Annotated in this window: 11 protein-coding genes, 1 pseudogene and 2 riboswitches; of the genes and pseudogenes, 2 read left to right on the top strand and 10 right to left on the bottom strand. The window is 42.9% G+C overall.

The features are described 5' to 3' along the window. Positions 1 to 26: 26 nt before the first annotated feature. From CVD23_RS12620 to CVD23_RS12590, 7 genes are all read right to left on the bottom strand, one after another. A complete protein-coding gene (locus CVD23_RS12620) occupies positions 27 to 845 on the bottom strand; it encodes an electron transfer flavoprotein subunit beta/FixA family protein (protein WP_101577873.1) in 819 nt (272 codons plus the stop codon). A gap of 460 nt (positions 846 to 1,305) precedes the next feature. Then, a complete protein-coding gene (locus CVD23_RS12615) occupies positions 1,306 to 1,554 on the bottom strand; it encodes an aspartyl-phosphate phosphatase Spo0E family protein (RefSeq protein WP_245917462.1) in 249 nt (82 codons plus the stop codon). A 296-nt stretch (positions 1,555 to 1,850) separates the two neighbouring features. Next, a complete protein-coding gene (locus CVD23_RS12610; RefSeq protein WP_101666216.1) occupies positions 1,851 to 2,384 on the bottom strand; it encodes a 1,2-dihydroxy-3-keto-5-methylthiopentene dioxygenase in 534 nt (177 codons plus the stop codon). Between the two features lie 20 nt (positions 2,385 to 2,404). Continuing rightward, a complete protein-coding gene (locus tag CVD23_RS12605; RefSeq protein ID WP_101666215.1) occupies positions 2,405 to 3,037 on the bottom strand; it encodes a methylthioribulose 1-phosphate dehydratase in 633 nt (210 codons plus the stop codon). Beyond that, positions 3,034 to 3,696: a 2-hydroxy-3-keto-5-methylthiopentenyl-1-phosphate phosphatase gene (locus tag CVD23_RS12600; protein ID WP_101577869.1), complete on the bottom strand. Its 663-nt coding sequence runs from the start codon at positions 3,694 to 3,696 to the stop codon at positions 3,034 to 3,036. The genes CVD23_RS12605 and CVD23_RS12600 overlap by 4 nt, the downstream gene beginning before the upstream one ends. After that, on the bottom strand, positions 3,696 to 4,919 hold the full coding sequence (gene mtnW / locus CVD23_RS12595; protein ID WP_101666238.1) for a 2,3-diketo-5-methylthiopentyl-1-phosphate enolase: 1,224 nt from the start codon (positions 4,917 to 4,919) through the stop codon (positions 3,696 to 3,698). The genes CVD23_RS12600 and mtnW overlap by 1 nt, the downstream gene beginning before the upstream one ends. 98 nt (positions 4,920 to 5,017) lie before the next feature. After that, positions 5,018 to 5,124: riboswitch (SAM riboswitch) on the bottom strand. A gap of 71 nt (positions 5,125 to 5,195) precedes the next feature. After that, positions 5,196 to 6,380 (bottom strand): pyridoxal phosphate-dependent aminotransferase, encoded by a 1,185-nt coding sequence (locus tag CVD23_RS12590; protein ID WP_101577868.1) that lies wholly within the window; start codon positions 6,378 to 6,380, stop codon positions 5,196 to 5,198. Positions 6,381 to 6,440: 60 nt separating this feature from the next. On the opposite strand from CVD23_RS12590, the gene CVD23_RS12585 reads away from it, so the two are divergent. Next, entirely contained in the window at positions 6,441 to 7,277 is an 837-nt protein-coding gene (locus CVD23_RS12585; RefSeq protein WP_373270866.1) for a carbon-nitrogen family hydrolase, read from the top strand. A gap of 111 nt (positions 7,278 to 7,388) precedes the next feature. Further along, a riboswitch (SAM riboswitch) is annotated at positions 7,389 to 7,546 on the top strand. 91 nt (positions 7,547 to 7,637) lie between these two features. Continuing rightward, the gene (gene mtnK / locus CVD23_RS12580) at positions 7,638 to 8,804 is read left to right on the top strand and encodes an S-methyl-5-thioribose kinase (protein ID WP_101666214.1); all 1,167 of its coding nucleotides are present in this window, start codon (positions 7,638 to 7,640) and stop codon (positions 8,802 to 8,804) included. 45 nt (positions 8,805 to 8,849) lie between these two features. Here the strand turns inward: mtnK and CVD23_RS12575 are convergent. The 3 genes and pseudogenes from CVD23_RS12575 to CVD23_RS12565 form a co-directional block, all read right to left on the bottom strand. Beyond that, a pseudogene (locus CVD23_RS12575) lies at positions 8,850 to 9,227 on the bottom strand (DUF2087 domain-containing protein); the annotation flags it as partial. Next, a complete protein-coding gene (locus CVD23_RS12570; protein WP_101577864.1) occupies positions 9,221 to 9,730 on the bottom strand; it encodes a methylated-DNA--[protein]-cysteine S-methyltransferase in 510 nt (169 codons plus the stop codon). The gene CVD23_RS12570 and the pseudogene CVD23_RS12575, both read right to left, overlap by 7 nt. A 5-nt stretch (positions 9,731 to 9,735) precedes the next feature. Beyond that, positions 9,736 to 11,556 carry a PAS domain S-box protein gene (locus tag CVD23_RS12565; protein ID WP_257988394.1) on the bottom strand — a complete coding sequence of 607 codons (1,821 nt, stop codon included), beginning with the start codon at positions 11,554 to 11,556 and terminating at the stop codon, positions 9,736 to 9,738. Positions 11,557 to 11,680 lie beyond the last annotated feature (124 nt).

The following is an 11,680-nucleotide window of genomic DNA, read 5'->3' as shown; positions in this document are numbered from 1 at the left end:
CCTCGCCATTATATTATTGTGAATAGTTAAGCTTGTACTTTGAATAACCCCTTTTTATCTGCCAGGAGGTCCAATAATTGTGTTACTTGATCTTCTGGTGCACCTTCAAGCCGTTTCCCTCCATCAGGCTTTGGAGGTGAAAACATTTTGCCGACAATCGTTGGCGAGCCCTTCAAACCAAGCTGTGTCCGATCCACGTCCTCCAAATCGTTTACGGTCCAGATCACTGGCTCATACCTCGCTGCTTTCAGCATATTTGGAAGCGGCGCATATTCGATTGCGTTTATTTCTTTTTCCACAGTAAGCAGACACGGCAATTCAGTCTGAATCAATTCGTAGCCATTGGAGAGCTTTCTTTTGATTAATACGCTTCTTTCTTTCTCGTTTATTTCCGCTACTTCAATCACATTTGTAACGGGCGGTATATCGATTCTTCGGGCGATGCCAGGCCCGACCTGCCCTGTATCCCCATCAATAGCGTGTTTTCCGCAAATAATCAGATCAATCGGATCCTCCTTTGATATTCGTTCCAAGGCCTTCGACAATGCGTAGCTAGTTGCGAGCGTATCTGCCCCCGCGAAAGCTCTGTCAGAAATCAAATAGCCCCTGTCGGCTCCGATTTCAATGCTTTTTTTAATGACGGCAGTCGCCTGGGGCGGACCCATTGATAAAACGGAAATGGTACCGCCTGTTACCCTTTTAATCCGCGCTGCTTCCTGGACAGCGTGCGCATCATACGGATTTAAAATTGCCGGGGCACTGCGGCGGTCAAGGGTATTCGTTTTCGGATTGATTTTGATAATTTTTGTATCTGGAACTTGCTTGACACAGACGACAATATGCATATATCTCATTCCCTCCCTTTTATAAAGCCATAACGAAAGCGCTTTCCTTATAAATATTTATAAAATGTCTGTATTACGATATATGAATCGCAACACGGGCATAGTACAAACAAATGAAAACAATCCATTCGAATAACGTTAATATCTTAGTGCACCAACTGCTGCTGTGATATAAAATGAAAGAGTTCTGGAGTAGATCATAGGCTGAAAGGTCAACGGGTTAATAATAATAATCAATTGGAAATCAAAGTAACCTTAGTATTACTATAAAAAAAATTCACAGATTAACAATGACAAAAATCACATCTGAGCGAATTTTTGTAATATTTAAATTGGGTAATTCATATATATGAATCTTTATGGATGAAGTTCCAATTGAAGTTTTTCCATCCGAAGAGGGGGATCTATGTGTATGCTTAGTCCAGCACGATAAAAGGGACCACAATGGTCCCTTTTTACATTAGATTAATTTACAAATGGGAGTAAGAGCTTTTGGCCAGACGATCATTTGTTTATAGGGTAATCTGCTTTCTTCCCAGCCTTTCTGTCCCTTATGTATTTTAATCTGAAATTGGTAAATGAGCTGATCAAGCTCCTCGCTGCAGCGAATCGTTTCTTCACTTGTAAAGCCGTTTATTGTCGCACTTTCAATCATGCACTGTCTTTTCCTTTGGATTTCTTCCAGCAGTTTGTTTCCATTCTGATACAATATTTATCCTCCTAATCCTACCCCTTAGCTTTCCGGTCCGGTTTTTCTTCCGGTCTATCTACATTTTTTTGTATACTGAAGAATTATTACAGCAATTTCTATAGTTGTAAATAGATTCGCAAAATTAGACAAAATATTTTTTATATTTACTTGGATTCGACATAATCCTATCCAGACTATGATCATTTTCGACAAATTTTTCTCGATTCTAAAATGTTAGTCGACTGGATCAACTGCAGCATTTATTTTAAAATTAAAATAGCTCCCACCGCAAATTGCGGGGGAGCTGTTTGATTTTATGAATTAATCTCCTGTGTTTCATAGATCGGCACCCAGCCTTCAGTAGTTACAAATATCCGCACTGCGACTACTTTTCTGTCGTCTTGCAGCGTAAAGTAATGACGGATATTTTCAGGCACCGAAATCAGGTCGCCCGGGTTAAGGAAAACCTCAAAAAATTCGCCGTCTTTTCCCTGGATGATAAATACTCCGTGTCCGCTGACAATAAAACGGACTTCATCATCTGTGTGGTGGTGCTCCTGCTGGAAGTTTTGCAGAAGCTGGTCAAGATTCGGCGTGTTTTCAGAAAGAGAAATGACATCATGTGCTTTATAGCCCCTGCGAGCTGAAATATCGCTGATTTCATCCTTGAAAACTGCTAATATTGCATCTTTCTCTTCGTCAGACAATAGGAATTTTTCCTGGAGGTGAGCTGGAAGCTTGTTGATGTCCCAATTCTCATAAATGACTTCCTGGCTTTCCAGAAAGGCTGCTACTTCTTCTTGATTCACTAATTTTTCACCAGTTTTTTGAAATACAATATGTGCCATACTACTTCTCTCCTTTTCTATTAAACTGCTTTAATTAGCTCGGGTTTATGCTCCAGTAGACGAAGCGTGTAGCGAAACAAAAACTCTGAGGCTTCCAGAAGCTTTTTCGCCTCAAAAGCACTTTCACCCCAGACGGTAACGCCATGATTGCGAATCAAAACTGCGCCTTTTTGCGCATAAACATGCCCGGCAAATTCCCGGGCCAGAGCAGGAATATCGGCGTGATTAGGAATGATTGGAATCGTAAGCACTGCATCCTCATCCCATAAATTGAAGGCTTTGATTAATTCCTGGCCTTTAAATGTGACTTCTCCCCTGTCCCCGAATAGTTCTGAAATGACATTATTATCAACTGTATGGACATGGAGGCTGCAGCAAGCATTCGTGCGCTTGTAAATTTCCGAATGGAGCAATGTCTCCGCCGATGGTTTTAAATGGGTAGCTTCAGCAGGTCTCCCGTTTGCATCAACAAGCAGAAAATCTTCACTCGTGCGTTTCCGTTTATCTTTACCGCTCGCGGTTACAAGAAAAGTCAACGGATCCGCGCCTACTTTAATGGCCAGGTTTCCGCTTGTCCCCATAAACCAATCACGTTGTGCAAGTTCATCTTTGACGTCGGCGAGCTCCTGCCACCTTTCCTGAAGAAGACTCATGCTCTCACCCCTATCTTCTCTCTTATAGAATCGATGCAATCAAAGAAAGTATTAAATGGTTTGTAAGGAAGCCCGAGCTCTTCACATTTCCTGGCAAGTAAGTCCCTTGCAAGAATAAAATCAGCTTGCTTGGCTGCCTCGACATCTGTGATCGAATCACCAATGACAATCTTATCGAGATTTTCTCCATCCAGGCTGCGGATGACAGAAGGTTTGCAGCAGCCGCAGCCGTTGGAGCAGTGACTGTCACAGCTGTGAGGCCACAGTATCTTTATTCTTTCAGCGCTGAAATCAGATCCGTTACAATATAAGCCTGTAATTGGTCCAGTCCCCTCCAGAATCGGCTCTACAAAAAAGTCGATTCCGCCACTGACAATATAAAGCGGGATATCTTTGTCAGCCAAAAAGGCGGCAAACTCCTTAAATCCAGCCCTGATTACTGCATGTTCAACCGCAAATTCAATAATCTCCTCCTTTAGAGAGCTGGGGAGGAGCGAGAATAGCTTTCCCACACCTTCCTTGATCGAAATTTGCCCGGAAAGAATCTGCTCCTTCAGCTGTTCCGACTCGGAAGGCGCAAATTTCTGCATGATCGCAATAATATTGTCCTGCTCGGTGATCGTCCCGTCAAAATCGCAAAATACAGCAAGCTTTTTCATTATGCAGTCACCTCTTGATGGCCCCATAGTTCGATCGCTGCCCGCAACTCATCATGCTGTTTTGCTTTATCCAGCAAAGATTGCCCATTTAAAACCGCTTCGATCGCTTGCCTGAATGCAAGGCCGCCCCCTTTTGCGCCATCCGGATGACCGTGAATACCGCCGCCTGCGTTTATTACGCTGTTATTTCCAAAGTCTCTGTACAATAATGGCACGAGGCCTGGATGAATTCCTGCCGACGGCACTGGAAACACTGGTTTAAACGCATCTTCTGTTGTCAAAGCCTCTGCGATTGACAAAACCTGTTCTTTTTCAAGGGCAACCGAGCCGTATGGAGACGGAAACAAAGATAAATCCGCTCCTGCATATCGCAATAATTTTCCTAATAACAACGAATAAGACAGTCCATATACCGATGATGAAGCGAGTGCACCACTGACAGCCGGATGGGCCATAATCGGCAAGGCAATGCTGTCGTCCTCCCGCAATTCCTGAAGGATATCGAGTCCGTAAGCAAAAACATTGAACAATAATAGATCCGCCCCAAGCTCGGCTGCCTTTTTCGCCTTATCCCTGAGAGCCGATGAGCGGCCAGTCAGGTTCACCGCATATAAGGTCCGCTGTCCTGACTGCTCATAGATTTCCGTTAACACCTTTTTCCCTTCGGAAATTCTCGCTGCAAACGGAGCCAGATCGTTCTCGAACAAAATTTCGTCATCCTTGACAATATCGACTCCACCCAGAGCTTGTTCTTTCAGCTGCGCAAGCAAGTACGGCAAGTCCCTGCCGATTACGCCTTTATAAATACTCATTAGCAACGGCCGGTTATAAACATTTACTTTTTCACGAATTCCCTCAATTCCAAAACGGGGACCGGGAAAAAGGGCTTTCAAGGAATCACTAAACTGCAAGTCTATTAATTTTATTTTTCCATCCAGTGATAACTTCCCAAAAACGGTTGTTAAGATCGCCGGTAAATCCGCTGAAAAATTTACAGCAGGGTAGGCAATTTTAATCAGTGCCTTTGTTTCCTCTTTGCTGCTTTCTTCCGAAAGACCTTCGACAGAGACAACACGCCCTTTGTGCTTTTTCAATTGTTTTTGCTCTAAGTAGGGCAGAGTTGTCCATGACCCTATCGTCAAGCCGAGGGCAATTTCCTCTGCTTTCTTCTCGGGATTATGTTTAGCATCATAGACTGAATATGTAGCAATTATTTCACTCATGCCGATCATCCTTTCCTTAAACGCGAGGGCCAACTTTTTCATTTTGGCCACAAAAAAACCTCTTCAGAAAGAAGAGGTTAGCATCTCAAACTAACATCTCCTTATCTTTCAGCGAATGCTGCAAGAATTAGCACCGTGCCTGGAATAATCCAAGTCGGTTGCCGGGCTTCATCGGGCTCGTCCCTCCGCCTGCTCTTGATAAGAAAACGATTTTCATATAATCATGTTCATGATAGTTCAAATTAATTTGGATTATCGCAGGAAATTTCCCAGTTGTCAATCCCCTTTATCAAATATTTCTAAAGATTCGATTCTTCTGACTGCTTCCTGCAATCGTTCTTCCGAGGTTAATAGCCCTGCTCTGACATAGCCTTCACCCCATTGCCCAAATCCTATTCCCGGTGCGACCACAATATGGGCATTTTCGAGCAAATAGTCGGAAAATTGCTGGGATGTAAACGCAGGCGGTACTTTTAGCCAGGCGAAGAATGAACCTTTTGGCGCTGCAACCTCCCAGCCTATCGATTGCAGCCCGTTAATAAACGTGTTTCGCCGCGATTCATATAATTGGTTCAGTTCCTCTACACATTCCTGCGATTCCAGTAAAGCTGCTGCCGCCGCTTCCTGTACTGCTCCAAAAAGGCTGACATAAAGGTGGTCCTGAAGCAAATTGATCGCACTGATTACGCTTTTATTACCAATAGCGAAACCAACTCTCCAGCCGGCCATGTTATACGTCTTCGATAAAGTGTAAATTTCAATGCCGACTTCCTTGGCGCCTTCCGCCTGCAAAAAGCTGATTGGTTTTTGCTGATCAAAACCGATTGCTCCATATGCGAAATCATGGACAACGCAAATGTCATGCTGTTTCGCAAGCGTTACGGTCTCTGCAAAGAACGGAAGGGTCGCAGTTGCTCCGGTCGGATTGTTCGGGTAATTCAGGAACATTAACTTTGCTTTTGCTAATGCGTCCGCGCTTAAATCATGATAATCAGGGAGAAAACCGTTCTGCTCAAGCAATGGCATATACAACATTTCCGCTCTCGCCAATGCTACCCCAGACCAGTAATCCGGATAACCCGGATCAGGAACTAGCACAGTATCCCCCGGATTTAATAAACATTGCGGAATTTCAACCAAACCTGCTTTTCCGCCGAACAATACGGCCACTTCTGTATCCGGGTCCAACTCGACCTCATACTCCCGCTTATAGAACTCAGCTGCCGCTTCCTTCAAGTAGCGAAATCCTTGAAAGGGTGAATATTTATGATTGACCGGGTTTTCAGCCGCGGCCTGCAATGCTTTGACAATATGTCCTGGTGTTGGCTGGTCCGGGTTGCCCTGGCCCAGATTAATCACATCATGGCCCTGTTCAATGTATATTCCTGCCTTTTTGACGAGTGAGGCAAAAAACTGCCTCGGCAGGCTATTTAATAAATCTGACTGGGAAAAACGTGTCACTTTAGCACCCGCTTTATAAAAAATGAATTTGAAATTCTAGTCACAAATGATATAACGTTAATAACAGCTTGTAAAGCGAAATTTTTTAGTTTTTTGAATGGGGTGACAATTTTGAAACTATCAATAGCTTGTATTCAAATGGACATTGCTTTTGGCAATCCAGACCAAAACTACCAATCTGCGAAACAGCTGATTGCCGATGCAGCAGAACTAAAACCCGATATTATCGTCCTTCCTGAACTTTGGACGACCGGGTACGATCTGAGTCGGCTCGATGTAATTGGCGATCAGGACGCCAACAAAACAAAGTCCTTCTTGAAGAATGCAGCACTGCAACACGGTACCGCTTTTGTCGGCGGGTCTGTTGCGAAGAAAACGGCTGAGGGGATTTTTAATACGCTCATCATTGTCGATAAGCATGGAGAGGCAGTCCATGAATACAGCAAACTGCATCTTTTTCAGCTTATGGACGAACATCTGTATTTATCGGCGGGCAATTCGAAGGGCCTGTTCACGCTGGAAAACAGGCTCCTGTCCGGTATGATTTGCTACGATATCCGCTTTCCGGAATGGATTCGCGCCCATACGGCACAAGGAGCGGAAGCTTTGTTTGTCGTCGCTGAATGGCCGCTTGCCCGCCTCGCCCACTGGAGAGCCTTGTTGATATCACGGGCAATCGAGAACCAATGCTATGTCATTGCCTGCAACCGGGCAGGATCCGATCCGAAAAATGCTTTTGCCGGACATTCAATGATTATTGATCCGTGGGGGGAAATCATTGCGGAAGCCGGCGAAGACCAGGAAATATTGCATGCTGAAATTGACCTGGATGAAGTACGTCGAGTAAGAGAAATCATCCCGATTTTCTCAGACAGAAAACCGGAATTCTATAATTAAGTGCAGATTTTTGCCGGCAAAAATTTTTAAAAAAAAATGATTGACATATCACTTTTTGCATTGATATGATGATCAACAAGTGAAGAACAATTATGATTTTAAAATAGTACTCTCTTATCAAGAGCAGGCTGAGGGATTTGGCCCGATGAAGCCCAGCAACCGACCGTAATGCCATTGTGAAATGGGGCGCTAAAATGCGCCGGGGATTGATAATCTCCTAAGGCACGGTGCTAATTCCAACAGAAGGATTTTCTTCTGGCAGATAAGAGGCGTGAAGAATATAACCTTCAAGCCTCTTTCACATTGAGAAAGAGGCTTTTTCATTTGCTGAAAAGCCTCCACACTAAGGAGGAATAAACGATGGTCTTATTACAAAATACAACATACGAACCTTTAACCGAAAGCTCAGCCGCCGCCTTAGCGATTAGATTGCGGTTATTTCCTGAAGGTTCTGTTTTAACCGTATCAGAGATTGGCGATGGCAACCTGAATCTTGTCTTTAGGATTTCAGATCACGAATCCGGTCAAAGTGTGATCATCAAACAAGCATTGCCCTATGCGAAAGTCGTTGGTGAAAGCTGGCCGTTAACGTTAAAAAGAGCGACAATCGAAGCAAATGCATTGTCTGTTTTTAAAAAACTGGCACCAAATTATGTTCCTGAAGTCTTTTTTAGCGATGAGATCTTTGCCATTACTGTCATGGAGGATTTATCACATTTAACAATTGCGAGAACCGGATTAATCCAGGGCGAGGATTTCCCACTTCTCCCCAAGCATATCGGTGAGTATCTCGCTAAAACGCTGTTCTTTACTTCTGATTATGGCTTAAAGCCTGCAGAGAAAAAGGAGCTAGTTGGCAAATTTATTAACCCGGAGCTGTGTAAAATCACGGAAGACCTGATTTTTACCGATCCATTCTTTGATGCGCCAACCAATGACTTTGAAGAAGGTCTGAGGAAAGATGCCGAGAAGCTCTGGGCAGATGAAGAATTAAAGTTAGAGGCAGCCCTTCTCAAAAAGAGCTTTTTAACCGAAACAGAGTCATTGCTGCATGGCGATTTGCATACTGGAAGCATTTTTGCAAATAACGATGAAACAAAAGTCATCGACCCTGAATTTGCGTTTTATGGGCCGGCTGGCTTTGACCTTGGCCAAGTCGTGGCGAATTTGCTATTTCAACAGATTGCCAATCCCGAAAAACAGCGGAAAACATCTTCCCAGATAAGAGTGTTTTGGAAGACTTTTTCGCAGGAGTATTCAAAACTATGGAAAGAACAGAATACAGATCCGCTTTCTTCAAACGATCGCTTTCTCGCTTATTTACTTGAAAAATATCTTCAGGATGCTGCCGGATTTGCCGGTTGTGAGCTGATCCGACGGACGGTTGGACTGTCACATGTTGCCGACTTGGATGGCATACAAGATAAAGTCAAAAGGCTTGATGCAAAGCGGACAGCCCTTCAGCTTGGCAGTAAGTTGATTAAAAATCATCGCACTATTAAATCGATTGAAGACCTGATTGGTTAAACTCATCCAGCCGCTGAATGCAGTTCTGCGGCTGGAAATTTACGCTTAACCGTCGATTTTTACCCACATCTCTTCTGGATTCACTTCATATATTCCATTATCCCGGTACATATAATGATTGATAATAAACTCACGGCGGATCGTTGCATAATCTTCGTGAAATTTTTTTATATACTCATTTAGTTCCTTTTCCGCATATTTTTTTCCTGTTGTTAAACCCCGGATCATATATTCGAATACGATTAATTTCTTCTTCCTTTGGGCCGGAATGTTTTTCAGCTTCCCATCGCGCGTGAAGAAGTTATCAATTACCTTTTGTCTTTCGATATTCGTTTCGGCCATTTCCTTTATTCCCTCCCTGCCCTTCTCAATCTGCTCGACTAAAGCACTTGCATGTTGTTTCAGGACTGATTCATTTAAGTGCTTACTGAACCTTTAAACGAAGCTTTTTCGTGGCGAAGCAGCTTTTCTTTAATATCGGTTCTCGTGCCTGCATAGCCTGTCAGTGTTTTATTTTGGCCGATGACACGGTGGCATGGAATGATAATCGGGAATTTGTTTGCCTTGTTGGCCTGGCCGACTGCCCGCACCGCTTTCGCTTTGCCAATAGTTGATGCAATATCCTGGTAGCTTTTCGTCACCCCGAAAGGAATCGCTTCAAGCTGTTTCCAAACTGCTTGCTGAAAATCTGTGCCTGTTATGTCTAGCGGCAATTGAAAACTGCTTCGCGTTCCGCTAAAATATTCGCCAAGTTGTGTGACGGCAGCAGCCAGGACTGGATTATGCGGATTTTCTGAGAGATCCTCCCCGGTTTCATGTTTATCAAAGTCTTCTTTCCCTATATGTACAGCGCTCAATTTCCCGTTTTCAGCGACGATGAATAACAAACCGATCACGGTCTGCAGTCTAGTATATTGCCTGTTCAAAGTCTCTACCCCGCCTTCTTTAATGGTAAAAAAATATGAAAGATTGTCCCTTTGCCAAGCTGGCTTTCCACTTCAATGCTTCCTTGATGCTCTTCAATGATTTTGTAGCTCACCATTAAACCAAGTCCTGTTCCCCGCTCTTTTGTAGTATAAAACGGTTCGCCAAGCTTTTTCAATTTTTCTTCGGGGATGCCGGGTCCTTCGTCCTGCACATATATATGGATTTTATCGCCTGCGGCCCGCTTAACTGAAACAGTAATATAGCCGCCTTTCGGCATCACTTCAATCGCATTTTTGATAATGTTGATAAACACCTTTTTGAGCTGGTTTGGCTCACAAAAAAGCAGCGGGAGTTTATCTTGATAATATGTTTTAAATTGCACGTTATGCAAGACAGCCTGGGCAGTCAGCAACTCAACCGTTTCCTTAACAATTCTCGTAACATCCGATTCTATAAATTTTACTGCCTGGGGTTTTGCGAGGATCAGAAATTCATTGATTATTGAATCTATTCTTTGTAATTCACTTGTGATCACCTGAAAATACATCTCATGTTCATCCTTCATATTACCCTGAAGCAACTGGATAAACCCTTTTAGCGCTGTCATTGGATTTCTGATTTCATGGGCAATTCCAGCGGCAAGTTCTCCAATAACCGTTAAAGTATCAGATTTTCTGAGCTGTTCTTCCATCTCCAATTTTTCTGTTATATCTTTAAAAACAATTAGATTTAAGCCCGACATCAAGTTGCTTTTTGTTGAAAACTCAATGTGCTTTTTTGTTTCTTTTTTTATCCTAATCTGCACCACACCGTTCAATTGACCTTGTTGCAGAAGGGTATCCATATGTTCCACTTGTTCTTGCCGGCTCAGTCGGCACTCTGTCAGCAATTCCGTCAACGATTTACCGACAATCTCTTGTCTGGAAATCCCGAGCATATTTTGGCCGGTCTGGTTAATATCAATGATCTCAAAATGATTATTCCATAATATAATTCCTTCAAGTGCACCTTCAAAAATCTTCCGGAACTTCAACTCGCTCTCGCGAAGCTCTTTTTCCATACGATGGCGTTCACTGGCGTTGCGAACAATGGTTATATTAGATCCATCAATATGGAGCTTGGACGTAAATTCAAGTAATTTTTTTTGTCCGTTTGGCATTAGAAAACACAACTCATCACGGATGGCACCCGTTTTCTTTAACAAATCCATTGTTTTATGGAAATGATCATCTTTTGAATAAACAAAATCCGTTAGCTTTCTCCCCAGCAAATTCTCCAATGGACATTCAAATATTTTGCATGCAGCCTGATTGGCCCGGGTCACTATTCCACAGCCATTCCAAAATATGATCCCATCAAGCGCTTCTTCAAATAGATCCTGGTATAAATCTTCATTTTTCCTAATTTTCTTTTCGATGATTTGTTTCTCGGTTACATCCCTCATTATACTAATATACTGATCCTGCCCAACAGGGAGTTGGCTTGTATTAATTTCAAAATAAGTTAATTTTTCATCATAGGCAATCGGCAAAATTCCTCTTGCGCTTCCCTTTTCCTCCAATAGCGCCCAAATCTTCACCAGCTTAAATTGATATTTTTTAGGAATTAAAGATTTCAACGGCATTCCGATTAAAAGGTTGCTGTCAATATTAATATGCTTACAGAAAGCAGAATTCCCAGCCGTTATGTTTCCCTCTCTGTTAAATATAATCATTCCATCTGGAGCATGGTTAAACTGTTCTGTCAACAATCGATTTGCGTGTTCGAGGGCAGCAACTTTTTCTTTCAGGAATTGATGTTCTTCGTATGATATTGCTCCATTCACTGTCTTGCCTCCTTGCCAATCTTCAATAGATAAATATTTCGACATTTAACAGGGAAAATCCTGTCTTTTCCATCAAGCATTTGCCATTCGCAAACCTTTTTATCTTAACTTGAACATAAGCATT

Source organism: Bacillus sp. V33-4 (genome assembly GCF_002860225.1).
Classification (GTDB): Bacteria; Bacillota; Bacilli; order Bacillales; family Cytobacillaceae; genus Bacillus_BJ; species Bacillus_BJ canaveralius.
The sequence above is the reverse complement of the archived record's forward strand: the minus strand, read 5'-3'. Positions and strand labels throughout refer to the sequence as shown.